This window comes from Polaromonas sp. YR568, assembly GCF_943369415.1.
Lineage (GTDB): Bacteria > Pseudomonadota > Gammaproteobacteria > Burkholderiales > Burkholderiaceae_C > Polaromonas.
In genome coordinates this window covers 17689-40638 of the sequence record NZ_CALRNF020000036.1, presented here as the reverse complement: position 1 = coordinate 40638, position 22950 = coordinate 17689, and the positions used below count along the sequence as shown (strand labels likewise).

Annotated in this window: 23 protein-coding genes and 1 riboswitch; of the genes, 8 read left to right on the top strand and 15 right to left on the bottom strand. The window is 65.4% G+C overall.

Features of this window, described 5'->3' with window-relative positions:
* Window positions 1–27: 27 nt before the first annotated feature.
* The 7 genes from ACLV74_RS20385 to ACLV74_RS20355 all read right to left on the bottom strand — a co-directional run bounded on the left by ACLV74_RS20385 (window position 28) and on the right by ACLV74_RS20355 (window position 6271).
* Window positions 28–1086, bottom strand: a complete 1059-nt coding sequence (locus ACLV74_RS20385; RefSeq protein ID WP_411881241.1) for a LacI family DNA-binding transcriptional regulator — start codon at window positions 1084–1086, stop codon at window positions 28–30.
* Window positions 1083–2075, bottom strand: a complete 993-nt coding sequence (locus ACLV74_RS20380; protein WP_411881240.1) for a 2-hydroxyacid dehydrogenase — start codon at window positions 2073–2075, stop codon at window positions 1083–1085. The genes ACLV74_RS20385 and ACLV74_RS20380 overlap by 4 nt, the downstream gene beginning before the upstream one ends.
* An 8-nt stretch (window positions 2076–2083) precedes the next feature.
* Window positions 2084–3049, bottom strand: a complete 966-nt coding sequence (locus ACLV74_RS20375) for a sugar kinase (protein WP_411881239.1) — start codon at window positions 3047–3049, stop codon at window positions 2084–2086.
* Window positions 3050–3151: 102 nt separating this feature from the next.
* A complete protein-coding gene (locus tag ACLV74_RS20370) occupies window positions 3152–3943 on the bottom strand; it encodes an amino acid ABC transporter ATP-binding protein (RefSeq protein ID WP_411881238.1) in 792 nt (263 codons plus the stop codon).
* 100 nt (window positions 3944–4043) lie between these two features.
* Window positions 4044–4853, bottom strand: a complete 810-nt coding sequence (locus ACLV74_RS20365) for a transporter substrate-binding domain-containing protein (protein ID WP_411881237.1) — start codon at window positions 4851–4853, stop codon at window positions 4044–4046.
* A gap of 65 nt (window positions 4854–4918) precedes the next feature.
* On the bottom strand, window positions 4919–5572 hold the full coding sequence (locus tag ACLV74_RS20360) for an amino acid ABC transporter permease (RefSeq protein ID WP_411881236.1): 654 nt from the start codon (window positions 5570–5572) through the stop codon (window positions 4919–4921).
* Between the two features lie 27 nt (window positions 5573–5599).
* On the bottom strand, window positions 5600–6271 hold the full coding sequence (locus tag ACLV74_RS20355; RefSeq protein WP_411881235.1) for an amino acid ABC transporter permease: 672 nt from the start codon (window positions 6269–6271) through the stop codon (window positions 5600–5602).
* A gap of 238 nt (window positions 6272–6509) precedes the next feature.
* Window positions 6510–6666: riboswitch (FMN riboswitch) on the top strand.
* A 121-nt stretch (window positions 6667–6787) separates the two neighbouring features.
* On the opposite strand from ACLV74_RS20355, the gene ACLV74_RS20350 reads away from it, so the two are divergent.
* Complete coding sequence (locus tag ACLV74_RS20350) at window positions 6788–7303, top strand: 6,7-dimethyl-8-ribityllumazine synthase (protein ID WP_411881234.1); 516 nt, start codon at window positions 6788–6790, stop codon at window positions 7301–7303.
* A 37-nt stretch (window positions 7304–7340) separates the two neighbouring features.
* On the opposite strand, the gene parC is transcribed toward ACLV74_RS20350, so the two are convergent.
* The 3 genes from parC to ACLV74_RS20335 all read right to left on the bottom strand — a co-directional run bounded on the left by parC (window position 7341) and on the right by ACLV74_RS20335 (window position 12683).
* The gene (gene parC / locus ACLV74_RS20345; RefSeq protein ID WP_411881233.1) at window positions 7341–9698 is read right to left on the bottom strand and encodes a DNA topoisomerase IV subunit A; all 2358 of its coding nucleotides are present in this window, start codon (window positions 9696–9698) and stop codon (window positions 7341–7343) included.
* A gap of 136 nt (window positions 9699–9834) precedes the next feature.
* A complete protein-coding gene (locus tag ACLV74_RS20340) occupies window positions 9835–10713 on the bottom strand; it encodes a lytic transglycosylase domain-containing protein (protein ID WP_411881232.1) in 879 nt (292 codons plus the stop codon).
* Window positions 10713–12683 carry a DNA topoisomerase IV subunit B gene (locus ACLV74_RS20335; protein WP_411881231.1) on the bottom strand — a complete coding sequence of 657 codons (1971 nt, stop codon included), beginning with the start codon at window positions 12681–12683 and terminating at the stop codon, window positions 10713–10715. Before ACLV74_RS20335 ends, ACLV74_RS20340 begins: the two co-directional genes overlap by 1 nt.
* Window positions 12684–12872: 189 nt before the next feature.
* Between ACLV74_RS20335 and ACLV74_RS20330 the strand changes: the two genes are divergently transcribed.
* The 6 genes from ACLV74_RS20330 (at window position 12873) to ACLV74_RS20305 (ending at window position 18859) form a co-directional block, all read left to right on the top strand.
* Complete coding sequence (locus tag ACLV74_RS20330; protein ID WP_411881230.1) at window positions 12873–14093, top strand: MFS transporter; 1221 nt, start codon at window positions 12873–12875, stop codon at window positions 14091–14093.
* Between the two features lie 261 nt (window positions 14094–14354).
* Window positions 14355–15167 (top strand): SDR family oxidoreductase, encoded by an 813-nt coding sequence (locus tag ACLV74_RS20325; protein WP_411881229.1) that lies wholly within the window; start codon window positions 14355–14357, stop codon window positions 15165–15167.
* Between the two features lie 154 nt (window positions 15168–15321).
* Window positions 15322–15888: a class I SAM-dependent methyltransferase gene (locus ACLV74_RS20320; RefSeq protein WP_411881228.1), complete on the top strand. Its 567-nt coding sequence runs from the start codon at window positions 15322–15324 to the stop codon at window positions 15886–15888.
* Between the two features lie 91 nt (window positions 15889–15979).
* Entirely contained in the window at window positions 15980–16864 is an 885-nt protein-coding gene (gene dapA / locus ACLV74_RS20315; RefSeq protein ID WP_411881227.1) for a 4-hydroxy-tetrahydrodipicolinate synthase, read from the top strand.
* Window positions 16865–16951: 87 nt separating this feature from the next.
* Window positions 16952–18043 (top strand): outer membrane protein assembly factor BamC, encoded by a 1092-nt coding sequence (bamC, locus tag ACLV74_RS20310; protein WP_411881226.1) that lies wholly within the window; start codon window positions 16952–16954, stop codon window positions 18041–18043.
* 42 nt (window positions 18044–18085) lie between these two features.
* Entirely contained in the window at window positions 18086–18859 is a 774-nt protein-coding gene (locus ACLV74_RS20305; protein ID WP_411881225.1) for an MBL fold metallo-hydrolase, read from the top strand.
* A gap of 69 nt (window positions 18860–18928) precedes the next feature.
* Here the strand turns inward: ACLV74_RS20305 and ACLV74_RS20300 are convergent, their stop codons facing one another.
* The 3 genes from ACLV74_RS20300 to ACLV74_RS20290 form a co-directional block, all read right to left on the bottom strand.
* Window positions 18929–19162, bottom strand: coding sequence for a hypothetical protein (locus ACLV74_RS20300; protein ID WP_411881224.1), 234 nt, complete (start codon window positions 19160–19162; stop codon window positions 18929–18931).
* Between the two features lie 200 nt (window positions 19163–19362).
* The gene (locus tag ACLV74_RS20295) at window positions 19363–19872 is read right to left on the bottom strand and encodes a hypothetical protein (RefSeq protein WP_411881223.1); all 510 of its coding nucleotides are present in this window, start codon (window positions 19870–19872) and stop codon (window positions 19363–19365) included.
* A 45-nt stretch (window positions 19873–19917) separates the two neighbouring features.
* Complete coding sequence (locus ACLV74_RS20290; protein ID WP_411881222.1) at window positions 19918–21135, bottom strand: JmjC domain-containing protein; 1218 nt, start codon at window positions 21133–21135, stop codon at window positions 19918–19920.
* 14 nt (window positions 21136–21149) lie between these two features.
* On the opposite strand from ACLV74_RS20290, the gene ACLV74_RS20285 reads away from it, so the two are divergent.
* Window positions 21150–21674: an FKBP-type peptidyl-prolyl cis-trans isomerase gene (locus ACLV74_RS20285; RefSeq protein WP_411881221.1), complete on the top strand. Its 525-nt coding sequence runs from the start codon at window positions 21150–21152 to the stop codon at window positions 21672–21674.
* A 66-nt stretch (window positions 21675–21740) separates the two neighbouring features.
* Here the strand turns inward: ACLV74_RS20285 and ACLV74_RS20280 are convergent, their stop codons facing one another.
* The gene (locus tag ACLV74_RS20280) at window positions 21741–22310 is read right to left on the bottom strand and encodes a glycine zipper 2TM domain-containing protein (RefSeq protein WP_411881220.1); all 570 of its coding nucleotides are present in this window, start codon (window positions 22308–22310) and stop codon (window positions 21741–21743) included.
* 192 nt (window positions 22311–22502) lie between these two features.
* Entirely contained in the window at window positions 22503–22949 is a 447-nt protein-coding gene (gene dut / locus ACLV74_RS20275; RefSeq protein ID WP_411881219.1) for a dUTP diphosphatase, read from the bottom strand.
* Window position 22950 lies beyond the last annotated feature (1 nt).

Below are 22950 nucleotides of genomic sequence, written 5' to 3'. Positions count from 1 at the left end.
AGGGGCACCGTCAGCAGCAAGCCCAAGTTACACGGAGCGCGATGAACCCCGCACCTTGAGCGCCCCCGGCAGCAACAGCTGCCGCGGCGCGTCATCCAGGCCCTGCAGCCGTTCAATCAGGCAATGCGCGGCGCTGCGGCCGAGTTCGTCGGTGGGCTGGGCGATGGTGGTGAGGCCGGGGCCTATCAGGGGCGCCCATTCGGGGTCGTCGAAGCCGACAAAGCCCATGTCGGCGCCGAAATTTTTCTGCAGGCGGGCCATGGCGGCGGCGACGCGCAGCGTGACCACGGCATTGCCGGCGATGGCGGCTACAGGCCGGCCCCGCCGGGCCCGCCCGTGCAGCGCGTGCAAAGCGTCGTCGAGCCCGTCGTGGTCGCCCTCTTCGCTCTCGAAGACGCTGCCCGTGACGCGCGGCGCGTGCGCGGCCAGGCAGGCGTTGAAGGCGGCCGCGCGTTCGCGGCGGGTGCTGACGTCGTTTTTGGGCTCGGTGATGTACAGCAATTCGCGGTAGCCGCCGTCCAGCAAATGCTCACAGGCCAGGGCCATGGCGCCGGGGTTGTCCAGCGACACAAAATCCGCCTGCATGCCGGCGTGGCGGCGGTCGACCAGCACCGCCGGCTTGCCGTGCAGGGCCACCGCATCGACCACGCCGGTGCCGCGGCCCAGCGTGTTGAGGATAAAACCGTCGACCCGGTAGCCGGCCAGCGCGTCCAGCGCCTCGCGCTCGCGGCCGCTCTCGTTGCCGAGGTTGAACAGGATCACCAGGTAGCCGGCGTCCTGGCAGGCCTTCTCGGCCCCGCGCAACACCGCGACGGAATACGGGTTGGTGATGTCGGCCACGATGAGGCCTATGAGACGCGAGTTGCCGCGGCTCAGCGCCTGGGCCATGGGGTTGGGCGAGTAGCCCAGCGTGGCGATGGCGGCTTCGACGCGCGCCTGGATGTCGGGGCTCAGCAGCCGCTCGCGGTGGTTGAAAAAGCGCGAGACGGTGGCCTTGGAGACGCCAGCCGCCGCGGCCACGTCTCCTATGGTGGGGCGCCTGCCGGCGGCGGGGGCGGGCTTTGCGCGCGGCGCGCGTGTGCTCATGGCGCGGCCGTGTCGAAGGTTGCAGCGGGCCGTTCGCCGGCCAGGGCCTGCAGCAGGTTGGTAGTGGCCAGCTCCGCCATGGCGTGGCGGGTTTCGTGGGTGGCCGAGCCGATGTGCGGCAGCGGCGTGACACGCGGGTGCAGGCGCAGCGCGGAATCCATGGGCAGCGGCTCGGTTTCAAACACGTCGAGGCCGGCGGCGCGCAGGCTGCCGCTGTCCAGCGCGGCCAGCAGGTCGGCTTCGCGCACCGTGGCGCCGCGACCGCCGTTGATGAAGACGGCCCCCGGCTTCATGCGCGCGAACATGCCGGCGTCCACCATGCCGCGCGTGGCGTCCGACAGCGGCAGCATGGCCACCACAAAGTCGGAGCGCGCCAGCAGCTCATCGAGTTCGGCGCGGACGGCGCGGCCCTGCAGCTCGGGGGCCTGCACGGCCAAGTCGACCGGCCGGCGCGCATGGTAAAGCACCGGCATGCCGAAACCCAGCGCGGCGCGGCGGGCAATCGCCTGGCCGATGCGGCCGAAGCCCAGCAGGCCCAGCGTCTTGCCGTGCACGTCGAAGCCGAACAGCTCCTCGCCGATATTCTTTGTCCAGTTCCCCTGGCGCACGAGGTTGGACAGCTCCACCACGCGGCGGCTGGTGGCCATCAGCAGGACAAACACCGTGTCGGCGACGGTTTCGTCGAGCACGCCGGGCGTGTGGCACAGCAGGATGCTGCGGCGCTGCAGCTCGGCCAGCGGGTAGTTGTCGACGCCGACGGAGATGCTGGAAATCACTTCGAGTCGGGGTGCGCTGTCCAGCATCGCGGCGTCTATGCGCAGGCTGGAGCCGATCAGGCCGTGGGCTGCGGGTAGCGCGGCGCGAAAAGCCTGCGCGTCCCGGCGCGGGTCGGCGACGATGACTTCATGCGCCTGCTGCAGGCGCGCCAGCTGGTCCGCGGGCAGCTCGCGAAAAACGACAACCGTTTTCCGCTCTCCGTTTGGCGCCACGCTTGGGGTCACAGCCCGGCCTCTTCGAGTTGCGCGCGCGTCGGCAAGCCTTCGGTGTCGCCCAGCACCTGCACCGCCCGCGCGCCTATCCAGGCGCCGCGGCGCACGGCCGCCGGCACGTCCAGGCCCTCGAGCAAGGCGCTGACCACACCCGCGGCGAATCCATCACCCGCGCCTACGGTGTCGATGACCTCGGCAACCGGGAAGCCTTGGACGTAGCCGGTGCCGGCCGTGTCGCTGTCGTAGTACGCGCCGGCGGCGCCCAGCTTGACGACCACCAGCTTGGCGCCCTGGTCACGGTAGAACTTCGCGACGGCTTCGGGCTTGTCATGGCCCGTGAGCAACAGGCCTTCCTCTATGCCCGGCAACACCCAGTCGGCCTTGGCCGCCAGCGCATTGATCTCGCGGCGCATCACTTCCGTCGACGGCCACAGCGTGGGCCGCAGGTTGGTGTCGAACGAAACCGTCCGGCCGGCGGCGCGCATCACGTCCAGCGTCTTGTGCGCGGCCTGCAGGCTGGTCGCGGAGATGGCGGCGAACACGCCGGTGGCATGCAGGTGGCGCGCCGAACGCAGCCAGTCTTCATCGACGTCGGCCGGCCCCATGTGGCTGGCGGCCGAGCCCTTGCGGTGGTATTCCACCGGGGGATCGCTGCCGTCGGTCACCCTCCCTTTGAACTGGAAGCCGGTGCGCTGCGATGCGTCGCAGATCACATGCGAGCAATCGATGCCTTCGGCTTGCATGGTGGCCAGCAAGGCGCGGCCCATGGAGTCGGTGCCGAGGCGGCTGGCCCAGCCGACCTTCAGCCCAAGGCGCGACAGGCCGATGGCGGCATTGGTTTCGGCGCCGGCCGTGCGCTTGAAAAAAGACGTGGCGTTTTCAATCGGGCCGGGCTTGTCGGCGACCAGCAGCAGCATGGCTTCGCCGAACAGGGCAACGTCGAATGCGGTAACGGGATCGGAGGGTGATGTCATGCTTCAGGCGTTGCGGATGCGCGCGGCTTGCGCGGGGGACGGCAACGATCTCGTTACCGGTCAGGAGAATTCAAGGGCACGCGAAACCAGACGGAACCAGCCTCAATGCGCCTGGTGCGAGCTGAGGATCTGGCCCAGGAACTGGCGTGTTTTTTCGTGTTGCGGGTTGCTGAAGAACTCGGCCGGAGGCGCCTGTTCGACGATGCCGCCCTCGGCCATGAAGATCACGCGGTCGGCCACGCTGCGGGCAAAACCCATTTCATGCGTGACGCAGAGCATGGTCATGCCGTCTTCGGCCAGGCCGATCATGGTGTCCAGCACTTCCTTGACCATCTCGGGGTCCAGCGCCGAAGTGGGTTCATCAAACAACATGATTTTGGGCGACATGCACAGCGCGCGCGCAATCGCCACGCGTTGCTGCTGCCCGCCGGACAGCTGGCTCGGATACTTTTTGGCCTGTTCCGGAATGCGCACGCGCGTGAGGTATTTCATCGCGACTTCTTCCGCCTCGGCCTGGCTCATGTTGCGCGAGCGCATGGGCGCCAGCGTGCAGTTCTCCAGGATGGTCAGGTGCGGAAACAGGTTGAACTGCTGGAACACCATGCCGACTTCAGCGCGCACCGAGTCGACGTTTTTCCCGCCGGCCGTGAGGTCTATGCCGTCCACGACGATGCGGCCCTTCTGCACGGTCTCCAGCCGGTTGATGCAGCGGATCAGCGTGGATTTGCCGGAGCCCGAGGGCCCGCAGATCACGATGCGCTCGCCGGCCCGGACGGTCAGGTCTATGTCCGCGAGGACCTGGAACTCGCCGTACCATTTGTTCACCGCTTCCATGCGGATGATGGGTTCGGCGTTGCCGTCCTGCCCGGTCGGTGTGATGGCTTTTTCCGTCATGCTCTCTGCTTTCAATCGTTCAATGGCTCAGTCGTTCAACTGCCCGGCACCCTTCGCCCGCTGCGCAGCGGACGAAGTTCGGTGCCCGGTTCAGTTCGGCTTAGTTCAGCTTGGGCAGGTCGGCGCCCAGCCACTTCTGGTAGAGCTTGTTGAGCTCGCCGTTGGCGGTGTTTTTGGCGACGAATTCGTTCACGCTTTTCAGCACGTCGTCCTGGCCGGGGCGCACGGCAATGCCCATGGCCTGTTGCACCAGGGTGAACTTGTTTTCATAGGTGTTGGCGGGTGCGCGCTTGGCGATCTGCGCGGCCACGGTGACCGAGCAGCCGATGGCATCGACCTGGCCCGACAGCAGCGCCTGCATGGCGGATGCGTCGTCGTCGAAGCGGCGGATTTCGGTGCCTTCAGGGGCGGCCTTGGTCACGGCGATGTCTTGCGTCGAGGCACGGGCCACACCCACGCGCAGCGGCTTCAGGTCGGCGGCGGACTTGATGGTGGTGGCGGTTTTGCCGTACAGCACGATGGTGGCGGCGGCATAGGGATGCGAGAACTGGACCTGCTTGGCGCGCTCGGGCGTGATGGCCAGCGAAGCCACCAGCAGGTCGACCTTGTTGGTCAGCAGGAAAGGAATGCGGTTGGGGCCGGTGACGGGGACGATGTTGACCTTGACACCCCAGTCCTTGCCCAGCAGCTTCGCCACGTCGGCGTCGTAGCCGTCCGGCTGGTTTTGCGCATTGGTGGTGCCGTAGGGCGGGAAGTCCACCAGCATGCCGATGGTGATCTCGCCTTTTTTCTTCAGGTCCGCGACGGACTGTGCGGCGGCGAAAGGCGCGAATGCGGTCAGCGCGGCGCCCAGGCTCAGGGCGGCGATCGCGCCGGTGGCAAAACGGCGGGTGGTGAGGGAACGGGTCATGTCAAAGTCTCCTTGGGTTTGCGGGGAACGGGAACGGGGAAAAGTCTTGCGTGCGGTCACCAGGGTCAGCGCGCGGTGGCCAGGGCCTGGCGGCGCTCCATGCGCGCGGCCAGCAGCGACAGCGGCCAGCAGATCACGAAATAGATCGCGGCCACGCTGGTGAACACGTACAGCGGCTGGAAGGTCGCGTTGTTGATGATCTGGCCGGCGCGCGTGATTTCGGCAAAACCGATGATGGCGGCCAGCGAGGTGCCCTTGATGATCTGCACCACATAACCGACCGTGGGCGGCACCGCGATCTTGAAAGCCTGCGGCAGGACCACGTCGCGCATGCGTGCGAAGTACTTGAGGTTGAGGGCTTTTGCGGCTTCGACCTGGCCCGCCGGAACGGCCTCGATGCAGCCGCGCCAGATCTCCGCCAGGAAGGCCGCGCTGTTGAGGATCAGCGCCGCGCCGGCGGCAATCCACGGGTTGATGTCCAGCCCGAGGATGGGCGCGCCGAAAAAGATCAGGAAGAGTTGCAGCAGCAGCGGCGTGCCCTGGAACACCTGGATGTAGACCACGGCGGCGGCGCGCAGCGGCTTGTTGTCGGAGGTGCGCGCCAGCGCCATCACCAGGCCCAGCAACGCGCCGCCTATGAAGGCGATGGCCGACAGGGCCAGCGTCCACTTGGCCGCTTCAAGGATGAAAAGGAATTCAGGAAAACCGAAGGTACGCATGATGTGTTCTTGGGGTGTTTCGCTGGCCTATCGGCGGTCCGGGTAGTTGAGCGTGTGCCGGTAGATCAGCTTGAACAGGCCCGAGAAGGCCAGCGCCAGCGCCAGGTAAATCGCGGCCACCACGATGTAGATCTCAAAGCTGCGGAAGGTTTGCGACTGCAGGTTGGCGGCGACCGAGGTCAGGTCGTCGGCCGAGATCACGGACACCACCGCCGAGCTGAGCATCAGCAGGATGAACTGGCTGGTCAGCGCCGGGTAGATGGCCTTGAGCGCGGGCTTGATAATGACGAAGCGGAAGATTTCCCAGGGCTTGAGGTTGAGCGCGCGGCCCGCTTCGATCTGGCCCTTGGGAATGGACTCGATGCCCGCGCGGATGATTTCGGTGGCGTAGGCGCCGAGGTTGATCACCATCGCGGTGAGCGCCGACGTGTAGGGCGACCAGCGCAGTCCTATGGCCGGCAGGGCGAAGAAAAAGAAAAACAGCTGGACCAGGAAGGGCGTGTTGCGAATCACCTCGATGTAGGCGTTGATGATGAAGCGCAGCCACGCCGGCCCGGAGGTCTTGCCCCAGGCGCACACGATGGCGACGATGAGGCCCAGCGCCGTGGCAATGAGGGACAGCTGGATGGTGATCCACGTGCCTTTGAGCAGCAGCGGCCAGGCGGCAAAAACGGCATCGAACTGGAATTGGTAATTCATGAACAGGAGCGTGCGCAGGTCGGGTCGGCCGGGCCGCACGCGGTTTTCAATCAAAGACCTGATTGTATGAAACCGGTTTCATAGACCCATAGGGGAAACCCGGATTCCCCCACACGCATCACCCCTATTGCGTTGGGAGCCCTCTCAAATCCGCACGGCCCGGCGGGGCAGCCGGCCCGCGGCGGACGGCGCAATGCCGCAGGACTTAAACTTCACAGGTTCCGGCCTTGTGCCGGAGCAGCGTTCTCAGGGCGGGGTGAAATTCCCCACCGGCGGTGTTTGCAGGCAACTGCATCAGCCCGCGAGCGCCCGCCCCTCTTCACCGAGGGGCGGGGTCAGCAGATTCGGTTCAACTCCGAAGCCGACGGTCACAGTCCGGATGAAAGAGAGCGCGATGCAAACGGCTGTGCCGTGGGCGCCTGTGGCTGTTGCGGTTCTCGCAGCGGCTGCCTGCGCGCCTGCGGCTGGCCGCAGGCTCGTGCGCCCTGATTCTGGTAACACCTACAGAGGCCATCCATGAGTCAGACAAACAGTTCAGTTGCTTCCCCTTCCGCCATCCATTCCGGTGGCGCTCCCAAGGCGCGTTTCGCCTTTATCCAGTCGTCCTGGCACGAAGACATCGTGGACCAGGGGCGCGGCGCGTTCCTCGCCGAAATGGCCCGGCAGGGCGTGGGCGCCGAATCCATAGACACCTTTGAAGTGCCGGGCGCCTTCGAGATCCCGCTGCACGCGAAAAAACTCGCGCAGTCGGGCCGTTATGCAGGTGTGGTCTGCTGCGGGCTGGTGGTGGACGGCGGCATCTACCGCCACGAGTTCGTCGCCGATGCGGTGATCAGCGCGCTGATGGGCATACAGCTGGAAACCGGCGTGCCGGTGTTTTCCGCAGTGCTGACGCCGCAGCATTTCCATGAACATGAAGAGCATCGCAAGTTCTTCACCGCGCACTTCCTGACCAAGGGCAAGGAAGTGGCGCAGGCCTGCCTGGAGACGGTGGCGGGCCTGAAGAAACTCGAATCGCTGCTCGCGGCCTGAGGAAACGCCCGCCCCCTTCCGGCGGCGGGCATGGCGCTTATTCGACGCGCGTGATGCCGGTGGGCTTGAAGCCCAGGTCGGCCGCCTTGCCTTTGCGCGCGCGCGCGGCGCGGGCATTGTTGAGCGTGCGGATTTCCAGCGTTTCTTCGCGCGCCTTGCCGCCGCGGCCTATGCCTTCGATCTTCACGCTGCGGGTGTAGGCCGCAGCGCCGGCCAGGGTGTCCTTGGCTTCGAGGTCTATCAGCATCAGGCCGCGCCCGCCGGCGGACTGCATTTTCAGCTCGCCGATTTCAAAGGTCAGGATGCGGCCGCCCGTGGAGGCGCAGGCCACGTGCGTGGCGGGCACCAGAGGCGTCGTGCCGCTGCCGAAGGCCGCGTGCGAGGGCCTGCAGATGGTTTCGCCTTCGGCGCAGCTGATGAAGGCCTTGCCGGCCTTGAGGCGGGACGTCATGTTCTCGACCGTGGCCAGGAAACCGTAGCCGCCGCTGGCGCTGAGCAGCAGCGCCGCGTTGGCCGGGCCCGCGAAGTAGTGCACCAGCTGCGTGCCGGATTCCAGGTCGATCAGCGTGGTGATCGGCTGGCCGTCGCCGCGCGCGCCGGGCAGCAGGGACACCGGCACCGAATAAATCCGGCCGCGCGAGCCGAAGGCCAGCAGCGTGTCGACGGTGCGGCATTCATAGGTGCCGTACAGGCCGTCGCCGGCCTTGAAGGCAAAGCCCGCCGGGTCATGGCCGTGGCCGCTGCGCGCGCGCACCCAGCCCCTGTCGCTGATAACCACGGTCACGGGTTCGTCGAGCACCTTGACTTCGAGCACGGCTTTTTTCTCGGCCTGGATCAGCGTGCGGCGCGCATCGGCGAACTGCTTGGCGTCGGCCTCGATCTCCTTGACCAGCAGGCGCTTGAGCGCGGCCGGGCTGCCGAGGATTTCCTCAAGCCGGCCCTGCTCTTCACGCAGGTTTTTGAGCTCCTGCTCGATCTTGATGGCTTCAAGCCGCGCAAGCTGGCGCAGGCGGATTTCAAGAATGTCCTCGGCCTGGCGGTCGCTGAGCTTGAAGCGTTCAATCAGCGCGGCCTTGGGCTCGTCCGCCTGGCGGATGATGGCGATCACCTCGTCGATGTTGAGCAGCACCAGCTGCCGGCCTTCGAGGATGTGGATGCGGTCCAGCACTTTGTCGAGGCGATGCTGCGAGCGCTTTTGCACCGTGGTCTGGCGGAATTCAATCCACTCGGCCAGTATCTGGCGCAGGTTTTTCTGCGTGGGCTTGCCGTCCAGCCCGACCATGGTCAGGTTGATGGGCGAGGAGCTTTCCAGGCTGGTGTTGGCCAGCAGGGTGTTGATGAGTTCGGACTGGCTGATCTTGCTGGTCTTGGGCTCGAACACCAGGCGCACGGCGGCGTCCTTGCTGGACTCGTCGCGCACCACGTCGAGCACGGCCAGGATGGTCTGCTTGAGCTGCACCTGGTCCTGGCTCAGGGCTTTTTTGCCGGCCTTGATTTTCGGGTTGGTGAGCTCTTCGATTTCTTCCAGCACGCGCTGGGTGCTGACGCCGGGCGGCAGCTCCTGCACCACCAGTTGCCACTGTCCGCGCGCGAGTTCCTCTATCTTCCAGCGCGCGCGCACCTTGAGCGAGCCGCGGCCGGTGCTGTAGGCCGCCGCGATTTCCGCGCTGCTGGAAATGATCTGCCCGCCGCCCGGGTAGTCGGGCCCGGCGATCAGCGTGAACAGCTCTTCATCGCTGAGCTTGGGCGTCTTGATGAGGGCCACGCAGGCGTCGGCCACCTCGCGCAGGTTGTGGCTGGGGATTTCGGTGGCCAGGCCCACGGCAATGCCGCTGGCGCCGTTGAGCAGTGTGAAGGGCAGGCGCGCGGGCAGCTGGCGCGGCTCTTCAAACGACCCGTCGTAATTGGGCACGAAGTCGACCGTGCCTTCGTCGAGTTCGTCGAGCAGCAGCGTCGTAATGCGCGCCAGGCGCGCCTCGGTGTAGCGCATGGCCGCCGCGCCGTCGCCGTCGCGCGAGCCGAAATTGCCCTGGCCGTCGACCAGCGGGTAGCGCTGGCTGAAGTCCTGCGCCATGCGCACCATGGCGTCGTAGGCCGCCTGGTCGCCGTGCGGGTGGTATTTGCCGAGCACGTCGCCGACCACGCGGGCGCTCTTGACCGGTTTGGCCCCGCTGGCGCCATTGGCACCGCCAAAGCCCAGGCCCATGCGCGACATGCTGAAAAGGATGCGGCGCTGCACCGGCTTCTGGCCGTCGCAGACGTCGGGCAAGGCCCTGCCCTTGACGACGCTGAGCGCGTATTCAAGGTAGGCGCGCTGCGCGTACGCGGCGAGCGAATCCTGGTCGGCGGGTTCGGGAAGGGGGGCGACTGCGTCCGGTGTGAAAAGATCATCCATCGTGATTTGGCTTGGGGCTAAGTCGGTTTATGCCGGGCCGGCGCGCTTCAGCGCGGCCGGTACGGGATTATGAAAAAAAGGGGCGCCGCTTTTCAGCGCTGCCGGATGTTCCGGCGAAACGCCGGCTGCATGGGCCTCAGTTCCGCTCGGGTGGAAGCTCCGGCGCGGCGGTGGACGCCACCGTGGTCGGCACCATGTTGGCGCGGCCGGTGGTGCCGCCCATCATCTCCATGCGAACGCGGCCGCCGCCGCCGGACCCGCCCATCATGCTGGGCGGCTTGAGGTGGTTGTAGAGCTGCATCACGGTCTTGACGTAGTTTTTGGTCTCGGGATAGTTGGGAATCTTGTTGCCCGCGCGCTGCACGGCGCCCTCGCCGGCGTTGTAGGCGGCAATGGCCAGCTCGAGCTGGCCCGGGAACATGGCGATCAGGTCGCTGAGGTAGCTGGAGCCGGCCCGGATGTTGGTCTTGGGGTCGGTGAGCTTTTTGTGGACCGTGGAATCCTTGCTGGCCCGCACGCCGTAGCGCTCGGCCGTCGGCGGGATCAGCTGCATCAGGCCGACCGCGCCCTTGGGCGAGACGGCCTGGGTATTGAAGCCCGATTCGGTGGCGATCAGCGCCTGCAGCAGTTCGTAATCGATGCCGTGCGTGGCGGAGGCTTCGCGCAGCAGGTGCTTGACGGCCTTGTAGTTGGGCGACACGTCGAAGTAAGCCAGCAGCTTGGGCGGCGCCGCGGCCACACCGGTGGCGCGGCTGGCGCCGTTGCCCACGGCCCTGCCGCTTCGGCCTGTGTTGTCGCCGGCGCTGAAGCTTTCACCGCCGCGGAAGAACAGCTCATAGCGCTCATCGAGCCGCGCGGCCGAAAAATGCGCGATGCCGTCCTTGTCCACATAGCCCCAGATGTCGGCATGGGCGGGCGCGGCGAACAGCGCGGCCAGGCCCATGGCCATCAAGGGCAGGCCCAGCGCGCGCAGGGGCCGCCGCAACAAGGAATAAAAGGTCTCAGGCAGGCTCATCAAATATCAATTTCCACGGCGTCACCGTGCAACTCCATCAGTTCGCGGCGCGCCGCGGCTTCGCCCTTGCCCATCAGCTTGGTGATCAGGCTCTCGGTTTGCAGGAAATCCTGGTTGCCCAGTTGCACGGGCAACAAACGGCGGGTATCCGGATTGAGTGTGGTTTCCCAGAGTTGTTCCGCACTCATTTCACCCAGGCCCTTGAAGCGGCTGATGCTCCAGGCGCCTTCGCGCACGCCGTCTTTGCGTAATTTATCCAATATGGCGGTCAATTCGCCTTCATCAAGGGCATAAACCTTGGAAGCGGGCTTTTTACCGCGCGCGGGCGCATCGACCCGGAAAAGCGGCGGCCGCGCCACATAGACATTACCCGATTCGATCAATTTAGGGAAATGGCGGAAAAAGAGGGTCAAAAGCAGCACCTGGATGTGGGAGCCGTCCACGTCGGCATCGCTCAGGATGCAGACCTTGCCGTAGCGCAGGCCGGAGAGGTCGGGCGTGTCGTTCGGGCCGTGCGGGTCGACGCCGATGGCGACCGCGATGTCGTGGATTTCGGTGTTGGCGAACAGGCGGTCGCGCTCGACCTCCCAGGTGTTGAGCACCTTGCCGCGCAGCGGCAGGATGGCCTGGCTTTCCTTGTTGCGACCCATCTTGGCGCTGCCGCCGGCCGAATCGCCCTCGACCAGGAAGACTTCGTTGTGCGCCAGGTCGCGGCTTTCACAGTCGGTGAGCTTGCCGGGCAGCACGGCGACACCGGAACCCTTGCGTTTTTCGACCTTCTGGCCGGCTTTCTGGCGGGTTTGGGCGGCCTTGATGGCGAGTTCGGCCAGCTTGCGGCCGTAGTCGACGTGCTGGTTGAGCCACAGCTCCATGGTGGGCCGCACAAAGCTGGAAACCAGGCGCACGGCGTCGCGGGAATTGAGGCGCTCCTTGATCTGGCCCTGGAATTGCGGGTCCAGCACCTTGGCGCTGAGCACGTAGCTGGCGCGGGCAAAAACGTCTTCGGGCAACAGCTTGACGCCCTTGGGCAGCAGCGAATGCAGGTCGATAAAACTCTTGACGGCATTGAACAGGCCGTCGCGCAGGCCGCTTTCATGGGTGCCGCCGGCACTTGTCGGGATCAGGTTGACGTAGCTCTCGCGCACCGGCTGGCCGTCTTCGGTGAAGGCCACGCACCACTGGGCGCCCTCGCCTTCGGCAAAGCTGTCGTGCTGGGCGTCGGCAAAGCCCTCGCCTTCGAACATCGGGATGACCGGGTCACCGGTCAGCGTCTGCATCAGGTAATCGCGCAGGCCGCCTTTGTAGGACCAGGTCTGGACGTCTTTGGTCTTCTCGTTGGTCAGCGTGACGGTGACGCCGGGCATGAGCACGGCCTTGCTGCGCAGCAGGTGCGTAAGCTCGGCCATGGGCAGTGCCGACGACTCGAAGTACTTGGCGTCGGGCCAGGCGCGCACGGTGGTGCCGGTCTTGCGGTCGCCTTCGCCGTTTTTGCGCAGGTCCAGCTTCTCGATGACGTCGCCGCCCGAGAACACCAGGCGGGCCACCATGCCTTCGCGGTAGGAGGTGACTTCCAGCCGTTTGGACAGCGCGTTGGTCACGCTGACGCCCACGCCGTGCAGGCCGCCCGAGAAGCTGTAGGCGCCGCCCTTGCCCTTGTCGAACTTGCCGCCGGCATGCAGCCGGGTGTAGACGATCTCGATGACCGGCACCTTTTCTTCCGGGTGCAGGCCGAAGGGAATGCCGCGGCCGTCGTCGTCGATGCTGACCGAGCCGTCGGTGTGCAGCGTGACCTTGATCTTTTTGCCGTAGCCGGCCAGGGCCTCGTCGGCGGAGTTGTCCAGCACCTCCTGGATGATGTGCAGGGGGTTGTCGGTGCGCGTGTACATGCCCGGGCGCTGCTTGACGGGCTCCAGGCCCTTGAGCACGCGGATCGAGCCTTCGGAATAATCGTTGGGTAGTTTGTCGGCCATGGCAGATGAAAGAATTGGCGCAATTGTAGTCCGGGCCGCAAAAGTCACTGTATGAACGTACAGCCCGACTGATTCCAGTGTCGGAACAAGGGCGGTTGCGGCAGCGCTTCGCCATTTTCGTTACAGTCGAAGAATCGCGGGCCTCCCGCTGTTTCACCTCCTTTTTCGCCGCCTTCGGCGACCCAGCCCATGACCTCCGAAACCAAAAAACTCTCGATGCTCCAGGTGCTGATCTGCGGCGCCACGATCGTCACGCTGTCCATGGGCATACGCCACGGCTTCGGGCTGTGGCTGCAGCCCATCACCCAGGCCCAGGGCTGGACGCGCGAGACCTTTGCCTTCGCGCTGGCGGTGCAAAACCTGTCCTGGGGCGTGTTCGGCATCTTCGCCGGCATGGCGGCCGACCGCTTCGGCGCCTCCCGCGTGATCGTGGTGGGCGCCCTGCTGTACGCGCTGGGCCTGGTGGGCATGGCGCTGTCGCCCACGGGCTTTCTGTTCACCATGACGGCCGGGGTGCTGATTGGCGCCGCGCAGGCCGGGACCACCTATGCCGTCATCTACGGCGTGATCGGCCGCAACATTTCGGCCGACAAACGTTCCTGGGCCATGGGTGTGGCCGCGGCGGCCGGCTCCTTCGGCCAGTTCCTGATGGTGCCGGTGGAAGGCTTCCTGATCAGCGGCCTGGGGTGGAAAGAGGCGCTGCTGGTGCTCGGCGGCGCGGTGCTGCTGATCGCGCCGCTGGCGCTGGGCCTGCGGGAAGGCGGCTTTGCCGGCGGCCAGCCCGCCAAACGCGAGCAGACCATAGGCCAGGCGCTGCGCGAGGCCTTCAAGTACCCGAGCTTCCAGTTGCTGATGGCGGGCTACTTCGTCTGCGGCTTCCAGGTGGTGTTCATCGGCGTGCACATGCCCAGCTACCTCAAGGACAAGGGACTGTCGCCGCAGGTGGCCAGCTACGCGCTGGCGCTGATCGGCCTGTTCAACGTCTTCGGCACCTACATTGCCGGCTCGCTGGGCCAGAAAATCGCCAAGCGGAAAATCCTGGCGACGATTTACCTCTCCCGCGCGGTGGTGATCGCCGTGTTCATCGCGGCGCCCCTGAGCCCGCTGAGCGTCTACATCTTCGCCAGCCTGATGGGCCTGCTGTGGCTGTCGACCATCCCGCCGACCAACGCCGTGGTGGCGCAGATCTTCGGCATCCAGCATCTCTCCATGCTGGGCGGCTTTATTTTCTTCAGCCACCAGATCGGTTCCTTCATGGGCGTCTGGCTGGGCGGCTATCTCTATGACCGCACCGGCAGCTACGACATCGTCTGGTATATCGCCATTGCGCTCGGCGTCTTCGCCGCCCTGGTGAACCTGCCGGTGCGCGAAGCGCCGATCGCACGCGGCGGCGTGCCGCAAGGGGCCTGACATGGCCAAAAAAGCCGGCCTGTGGGCGCTCGCGGTCATCGCGTCGCTGGGGGTGTTTGCCCTCTACACACGGCCGGAATTCCTGTTCACACTCGCCAACCAGATCTGGGCCTGCTTCTAGAGACGTCCACAAAACCCTCCTGGCGGTGTTGCGCCGCCTGGCCAGGACCGCTTCGCCGGGTTTTGTGAACGTCTCTATGCCAGTGAGAGCCGAATTTTTGGGTGATCGGGGCCGTAGCCCCAAAAGAACGGGAGAGCACCATGAAAACCATCATCATCACCGGCGCATCGGACGGCATAGGCGCCGAAATGGCGCGGCAGCTGGCCAAGACCCACGGCGCCGGCGTCGCGCTGGTACTGGCCGCTCGCAATGAATCGCTGCTGCACGAGGTCGCCGGCCAATGCGCCGCGCTCGGCGCGCAGACGCTGGTCGTCAAGACCGACGTGTCCGTCGAATCCCAGTGCCGCCACCTGGTGGACGCGGCCGTCGGCCGCTTCGGCCACATCGACGCGCTGATCAACAACGCCGGCATGTCGGCCCAGGCCCTGTTTGAAGACGTCAAGGCCCACGACCTGGGCTGGTATGAGCAGTTGATGCGCATCAACCTGTGGGGCAGCGTCTGGTGCACCCACGCCGCCCTGCCTTATTTGAAGCTGCGCCACGGCAGCATCGTGGCCGTCTCCAGCCTGGCCGGGCTGATCGGCGTGCCGGGCCGCACGGCCTACAGCGCCACCAAATTCGCCATGGTGGGCTTTTTTGAAGCGCTGCGCGCCGAAATGAAGAGCGCCGGCGTCAGCGTGACCACCGCCTACCCGGGCGTGGTCGCCACCCACATCCGCCACCGCGGCTTCAATGCGGCGGGCGTGGCCGCGGGGTCCAGCGGGCTGAAGGAAGACGACGCCATGAGCGTGGAAGAATGCGCGCGGCTGATCCTGCAGGGCATGGCGCGCCGCGACCGCGAGGTCGTCATGACGGCCAAAGGCAAGCTGGGCCGCTGGCTCAAGCTGATCGCCCCCGGCCGGGTCGAATCGATGGCGCTGGCCGCGCTCAAGGATGAGGTAAAGCCGCTTTAAAAATATGGCCCCCACGCTTGTCACTTCGTGTACTGCGCTGCCCCTCGAGGGGGCCGCTGCGCCTGCGGCCCGGCAAAGCCGGTTCCGCGGCCCCTGCTGGAATAGAACCCTCCCGCGAGCTTTAGATGGCTCGCTATTTAAGCGCACCTGACCTATGCACGGTAATGAAGATCCCTCCGGCTGGGTGCAGCGCTGGTCGCACCTGGTCCCCGAGCGCGGCACGGTGCTGGACGTCGCTTGCGGGCACGGCCGACACGCCCGCTGGTTTCACCAGCGAAACCACCCACTGGTCCTGGTGGATCGCTCACAGGAAGCCATGGCTTTCACGGCCGCATCCCTGCCTGCCCAGGCATTCGAGGCCGCGGTCGCAGACATTGAAGCCGGACCCTGGCCTTTTGCGGGCCGCCGGTTCGACGCGGTGGTCGTCACCAATTACCTGTGGCGGCCGCTTCTGCCCACGCTGCTGGGCAGCCTGGCGGCGGGCGGTGTGCTGATTTACGAAACTTTTACGCAAGGCAATGAGACCGTGGGCAAGCCGTCGCGGCCCGATTTCCTGCTGCGTACCGGTGAATTGCTGGAAATCTGCGCCGGCTTGCGGGTGGTGGCCTTCGAGGAGGGTTTTCATGAAAACCCGCCGCGCTTCGTCCAGCGCATCGCCGCCGTCCGCCAGGCGGCCGCGACTGCGGGTTTGCCCGCCCCACCGCGTTATCAGCTGCCTTAGGGTCTGGGTAGAATGCAGGATTGGCTTTTCGGGGCCGGCCCGGCGGTATTTCGGCCAAGCCCTCCCAGCCGCGAACGTTTACAAGCAAAGCATGAAACCCATTACTGGCAGCATCGTTGCACTGGCAACACCCTTGCATGATGACGGCAGCGTAGATTACCCCACCCTGCGCAAACTGGTGGACTGGCACATCGCCGAAGGCACCGACTGCATAGGCGTGGTCGGCACGACCGGCGAATCCCCGACCGTCAACGTCGAGGAGCACTGCGAAATCATCCGTGTTTCAGTCGAGCAGGCGAAAAAACGCGTGCCCATCATGGCCGGCTGCGGCGCCAATTCGACCGCCGAAGCGATCGAGCTCGCCAGGTTCGCCAAACAGGTGGGCGCCGACTGCCAGCTGCAGGTCGTCCCCTATTACAACAAGCCCACCCAGGAAGGCCAGTACCGGCACTTCAAGGCCATCGCCGAAGCCGTGGGTGACTTGCCCACCGTGCTGTACAACGTGCCCGGCCGCAGCGTGGCCGATATGGCGCATGCCACCGTGCTGCGCCTGGCCCAGGTGCCCGGCATCGTCGGCATCAAGGAAGCCACCGGCAACATCGAGCGCGCGCAGTGGCTGATCAAGGAAGTGCCCAAGGGCTTTGCCGTGTATTCGGGCGACGACCCGACCGCCGTGGCGCTGATGCTTTGCGGCGGCCAGGGCAACGTCAGCGTGACGGCCAACGTGGCGCCCCGGCTCATGCACGAGCTGTGCGTCGCCGCCGTGGCGGGCGACACACGCCGCGCCATGGAACTGCAGTTCAAACTGCTGCCGCTGCACCGAAACCTGTTTATCGAAGCCAACCCGATTCCCGTCAAATGGGCCATGGCCCGGATGGGTCTTTGCGGCGGCACGCTGCGCCTGCCCATGACGCCGCTGGAGACCTCGAACGAAGCGGCCGTGGAAAGCGCACTGCGCGCCTGCGGCCTGATTTGATTTGCCTGATCTGATTTTTAAGGGAACCCCCAAGTGAAGATATCGCCAACACGTCCTGCATTTTCAAAAGCCCGGAGCGCCGCAGCCGTGTCCGCGCTGCTTGCCCTGGGCCTGCTCGCCGGCTGCTCCTCCATCAAGGACGTGATGGAAGGCGAGCGCGTCGATTACAAAACCAGCGGCGCCAAAGGTCCTTCCCTGGACATCCCGCCCGACCTGACCCAGCTCAGCCGCGAAACCCGCTATGTGGTGCCAGGCACGGCGGTGTCCGCGAGCAGCTACCAGACGGCCCAGCCCACGCAGGCCGTGCAAACCGCCGCCGCCAATGTCGGCGACGTACGGATTGAACGCTCGGGCACCCAGCGCTGGCTCGTCGTGAACCGCCCGGCCGACAAACTCTGGAACCCCGTTCGCGATTTCTGGCTGGAAAGCGGTTTCCTGCTGGCCCAGGACCAGGAAAACCTCGGCATCATGGAAACCGACTACGCCGAGAACCGCGCCAAGCTGCCGCAGGACTTTATCCGCAGCGCGATCGGCAAGGTCTTCGACGGGCTCTATTCCACCGGCGAGCGCGACAAGTTCCGCACGCGGCTGGAGCGCCGCCCCGATGGCGGCACCGAAATCTACGTTAGCCATCGCGGCATGGTGGAAGTCATTACCGGCGCGAAGAACGGTAGCGCCACCAGCGGCGACAGCACGGTCTGGCAGCCCCGCCCCGCCGATCCGGAGCTCGAAGCCGAGTTCCTGCGCCGCCTGATGGTCAAGCTGGGCGTATCGCAAGAAGAGTCCAAAGCCCTCGTCGCCGCTGGCGCCACCAAACAGACGTCCCGGATTGCCACCGTCAACAACCTGCCCGTCGTGCAGATCGACGAAGGCTTTGAACGCGCCTGGCGCCGTGTCGGCCTGGCGCTGGACCGCACCGGCTTCACCGTTGAAGACCGCGACCGCAGCCAGGGCACCTACTTCGTGCGCTACGTCGAACCTGTGACGAAGACCGAGCCCGGCTTCTTCAGCAAGCTGTTCAGCGGCTCGCCGGCCGCCGTGCCGCCCCTGAAGTACCGCATCGCCGTCAAGAGCCAGGGTGAAAGCACCACGGTCTCCGTTCTCAATGCCCAGGGCGCCGCGGAATCCTCTGCCAATGCCCAGCGCATCGTGCAGGTGATCGCCGACGACCTCAAGTAATCCAGGCTTGCCGCCCGAGCCCGAACTGCGATTGCGACGCCCATGTTGAGGTTCAAAAGCCTGGGCAGCGGCAGTTCGGGAAACTGTACCGTGGTCGAATCCATGGGCATCGCGCCCATGCGCGTTCTCATCGATTGCGGACTGGGCCTCAAGCACCTGAGCGCCCGCCTCGGCGAGGCCGGGCTACAGCCTGAAGACATCCATGCGGTGTTCATCACGCACGAGCACGGCGACCATATAGGTTGCGCCCGCTCACTCTCGCTGCGCTACCGCATTCCCGTCTGGATGAGCCACGGCACGCATGCCGCCATCGGCGCACCGGATTTCGACGGTTTGCTGCACACCGCGCGCGACGGCAAAGCCATAGACCTGGGGGGCATGCAGATCACGCCGTTCACGGTGCCGCACGACGCCAGGGAGCCGCTGCAGCTCACCTGCACCGACGGCTCGGCCAAGCTGGGCATCCTGACGGACCTCGGACACGCCACGGCGCATGTCATGGAACATTTGACGGCCTGCGACGCCCTGCTGCTCGAATGCAACCACGACACGGACATGCTGGCGCAGTCGTCTTACCCGCCCTTTTTAAAGCGGCGCGTGGGCGGCCAGTACGGCCATCTCTCCAACACCGCGGCGGCGGACATCGCGCGTGCCGTCATTCACGGGGGTTTGAAGCACTTCGTGGCCGCGCACCTGAGCGCGCAAAACAACCGGCCCGCGCTGGTCCAGGAACTGATGGCCGAGGCGCTGTCATGCGGCGCGCACGACATCGTTGTGGCAAGGCCCGACGCCGGCACTCCCTGGCTTCACATCTGAGCCGCGCCGAAAAACTGGTGGCCATAAAAAAAGCCGCCTCGCGGCGGCTTTTTTAAACTCGCTGAAGAATTACTTCGCGGCGCTGGCAGCAGCAGAGGTAGCGGCGGCAGCAGCTGCGTCAGCAGATGGAGGAGCGGATGCGTCAGCAGCGGGTGCCGATGCGGCAGCGGCTGGTGCGGAAGCGTCGGCAGCAGGTGCTGGAGCAGCGGCGGCTGGCGCAGGTGCTGGAGCTTCTTCTTTTTTGCCGCAAGCAGCCAGTGCAATAGCGGCAACGATGGCTGCCAAAACGAGAGACTTGTTCATTTTTACGATCCTTGATGATATTTAAGAAAACAATTTCCGGAAATTGCCAAAAGAAACCCAAACCGGAATTCAAGTTATTTTTGACCGGGGAAAGGACTCGAGCTCTTTCTACCCAGCTTTAAATTATATGCCGGATAGCACAAGGCCGGGTAACCCTGAGTTGACAAACAGGAGCGCTGACGGCCTGCTGACAGCCTCTGCTAGAGCCCCAGCGTGGTCGCGGGAAAGGCCGGTGAGCTTTTCAGCAAGCGCTCGTTCAGCCGCTCCCTCAACGCGACACGCCGGGCCGGTTCGGACCCGGCGACACCCGTGCAACGCTGCAGGTCCAGGCGCTCAAAGACCCAGCCGGGTCCCAGCAAGGCACTGGGCGTTTCATCGGCAGCGGCCGATGCATTGGCGCGGCATTCCACGATGTGCGCCCAGGTTCGCCGCCATGTCACGAAACGGGCATGCTTTCTAAGCACTTCGTCGTAATTCCTCGCCAGCATCGTGAACTTGCGGCCGGTTTTGGACCAGTCGTTCAAGGCCTGCACCACCACACGCTCCCCCAGCGGCCAGTCCTGGAAATCCGGGTCGCACACGATGATTTCACGCCAGCCCTGCTGCGCCGCCACTGCGAATGCCTGGCGAATCATGTCCGTGAACTCCGTGAGCCCGGTGAAACGGCCTTCCGGTAAAGCTTGCGGGATGGGTGATGTTTCAGTGTCCATGAAGCGTCTCCTTGGCAAGTGTGGAAAACAGATGATGACCCGGGGTCAGGAACTCTCAGGCGGCGCCTGCCGCAGCCAGCCGGCGTCATGCCAATCCGCGAGCAGGGCCATCGCGGAGGCGCCGGCTTTTCGCAACTCCTGCGGCGCCAGGCCGCGGCTGTCGGCCAGGCGGCGCATCAGCGTTGCGTCTGCGCCCTTGGCGCGGTAGCTCTCGCCGTTGATAAACACATGATCGGCGTCATACATCATGCGCGTGCGCGCATCAAGCTGGATGCCGGCGCGTCCCGCCCGCGCGGCAGGGTCATCCCACTCCCCCGCGGCCTCGTCAAACCACACGGAAGGCTTGGGCTCGGTCATGTACTCGCCCAGGGCGCAGCCCAGTGCCAGCGGGTCCTTCAGCGCGTCCTGCACGGCCTGGACGGCGAAGGCAGCCAGGTCCGCCGGCAATGCCGCCGGTGTTGCCGTCGCATCCTGTCCGGGGTCGCGGTACATGTCGGGCGCCTTGGCGCCACGGCGAGCGGCCGGCGTGCCTTCCTCCTCGCCGTCTTCGCTGAATTCAGCCAGGCGCTGCAGCAGCTCCGCGGCCAGTTCGCCTCGGCCCGGCGCCCTGAAGCCGATCGAGTAGGTCATGCAGTCGGCCGCCTTGCCATCACCCGCAACGGCAGCTTCGGCGACGCCGTCATGCGCATAACGCGGAGGCAGGTAGAGCATGTCGCCCGCTTCCAGCACGAACTCCTGCTCGGGCTCGAAATTCTGCAGAATCTTCAGCGGAACGCCTTCCTGCAGGGTCAGGTCTTTTTGCCGCCCTATCTTCCAGCGCCGGCGCCCGCTGGCCTGCAGCAGGAAAACGTCATAGCTGTCGAAATGCGGCCCCACGCCGCCGCCCGCCGTCGCAAACGAGATCATCAAATCATCAAGCCGCGCATCGGGGACGAAGCGGAACTGCTGCAGCAAGGCATACGCGCCGGCGTCATGCAAATCCACACCCTGCACCAGCAGGGTCCAGGCTTTCTGGCTCAGCGGCGGCAGGCTTCGCGGGGCAAAAGGCCCCTGCTTCATGCGCCAGCCCTTGGCCTGCTGGACGATCAGGCGCGACTCCACCTGTTCACCGGCCGCCAGCTTGAACAGTTCAGCGCGGCTCAGCACAGGACGGAATCCGGGTACGGCCTGGCGCACCAGGAGCGGCTTTTTCTGCCAGTGCCGGCGCATGAATTGCGCCGGGCTCAGGCCGGCAAGGAGCGCTAGAGATTGGTTTACATCCATGGGACAATTGTCGGATGAAAATCACCCCGCAATGCGTCGTTGCCCTGACATGGACGCTGAAAGACACCCTGGGCGATGTGCTGGACGAACTGGACGAGCCGATTGAGTTCCTGCTGGGAGGCGACGACCTGCTGGCCAAGATCGAGGAAGCCCTGCAAGGCCACGAAGCCGGCGACCGGCTTGAACTGCACCTGGAACCCGAAGACGCCTTTGGTGACTACGACGAAAATCGCGTGTTCCTCGAACCGCGCAAAATTTTTCCGGCCGAACTCGAAGAAGGCATGACCTTCGACGGCGCCGCCCTTCCGAAGGGCGGGAGCGGGCAGGCACCGCCGGAGCACATCTACACGGTGACCGAAATTTATCCCGACCATGTGGTGCTGGACGGCAACCATCCCTTGGCGGGCATCGCCATCCGGCTGGCGGTCAAGGTCGAATCCGTGCGCGAAGCCACCGAAGATGAAATCGGCCAGGGCTCACTCGGCACCGGCTTCTTCAAGCTTGAGCCTCTCTCACCCGGAAGCGGAACCTTGCACTGAGCGCGCAAAAAAAGGGGCGGCGCCGGTAGTACCGGAGCCGCCCCTCGCCTTTTTTGGCCTCCCTGCTTACATGCGGTACAGCATGCCGTTCTCAATCCTCACGCGGTCACCAATGCGCAGGTCGCCCGTGGCCGGCACGTCATAGGCGCGGCCGGTGCCGTTGTCGAGCGTGACGGATACGCGATAGGTTTCACGAACCGCGCCGGTATTACGGCTTTTCTCGATGGCATTGCCGGCAACGGCACCGCCGACGGCACCTGCGACAGTGGCAACATCTTTGCCGGTTCCGCCGCCGATCTGGTGGCCCACCACAGCGCCGGCCACACCGCCGAGGATGGCGCCTATGCCCGAGCCCTTGGCCTGTTCCTGCGTACGGAACACTTCAACGTTGCTGACGCGGCCGTATTCAATGTAGCGGTTCTGGCCCTGCTGGTTGGCAGGGTAGGTGCCGGCGGGGTAAGTGCCCGCAGGGTAGGTGCCGGCGGGATAGGTCTGGTTAGGATAGCTGGCGGTGTTCGGGTAGGTCGCGGGATAGTTCGCGTCCGACGTCGTAGTGCTCATGGGCGCGCAGGCCGCCAGGCCGGCCAGCACCAACACCACGGAAGCCGATGAAATAAAGCGGGATGTGTTTCGCATGAGTCTCTCCTGTTAATAAGTTCATGAGATCCCGGCACCACGTGCACGGCAACTCTCATGGCTTATTAAGGACACACGCCGGCGAAATCCGGGTGGGGAATGGGCCTGTCGCAACGTGGGAGCCTTGTTGCAGGGGTTGTAGGAAAACCCCCACCTGCTCCCTGGCCCCAGGCACGCGCGAGACGCCGGAACTCAGGCCTTGCCGGTGGAGCCGTAGCCGCCCTCGCCGCGTTCGCTGGCGGGAAACTCGGTGACCACATTGAACTGCGCCTGCACCACCGGCACGATCATCAGTTGCGCGATGCGCTCCATGGGCTCAATGGTGAAAGGCACGTCGCTGCGGTTCCAGGCGCTCACCATCAACTGCCCCTGGTAGTCGCTGTCGATCAGCCCCACCAGGTTGCCCAACACGATGCCGTGCTTGTGGCCCAGGCCGGAGCGCGGCAGGATCAGCGCGGCATAGCCGGGGTTGTGCAGGTAGATGGCGATGCCCGTGGGCACCAGCTGCCAGGCATTGGCGGCCAGCGTCAGGGGCGCCTCCAGGCAGGCGCGCAGGTCAAGGCCGGCGCTGCCGGGCGTGGCATAGGCGGGGAGGTTGCCCTGAAGGCGCGGGTCGAGAATCTTGACGTCGATGAGCATG